The organism is Colwellia sp. 12G3 (assembly GCF_002836775.1).
Taxonomy (GTDB): Bacteria; Pseudomonadota; Gammaproteobacteria; order Enterobacterales; family Alteromonadaceae; genus Colwellia.
This window is the reverse complement of record NZ_PJAQ01000030.1, coordinates 1-210: the sequence shown is the minus strand read 5'-3', so window position 1 is coordinate 210 and position 210 is coordinate 1. Positions and strand designations below refer to the sequence as shown.

Below are 210 nucleotides of genomic sequence, written 5' to 3'. Positions count from 1 at the left end.
GCGCCACCCGCGGAAGAAAAAGCTGAAACTGCAGAGGTAACAGACCCAGATGATATTGATGCGCTGCTTGCTTCTGTAGCGAATACTGAGCCAGTCGTGGAAGAAAAAGCTGAAACTGCAGAGGTAACAGACCCAGATGATATAGATGCCTTGCTTGCTTCCGTAGCGAATACTGCGCCAGTCGTGGAAGAAAAAGCCGAAGCTGCAGAG

General features: G+C 50.5%; 1 protein-coding gene. It reads left to right on the top strand.

Translation table 11 applies throughout. The features are described 5' to 3' along the window. The coding region (locus tag CXF71_RS08880; protein ID WP_157826725.1) for a hypothetical protein at positions 1-210 on the top strand (210 nt) is incomplete at both ends.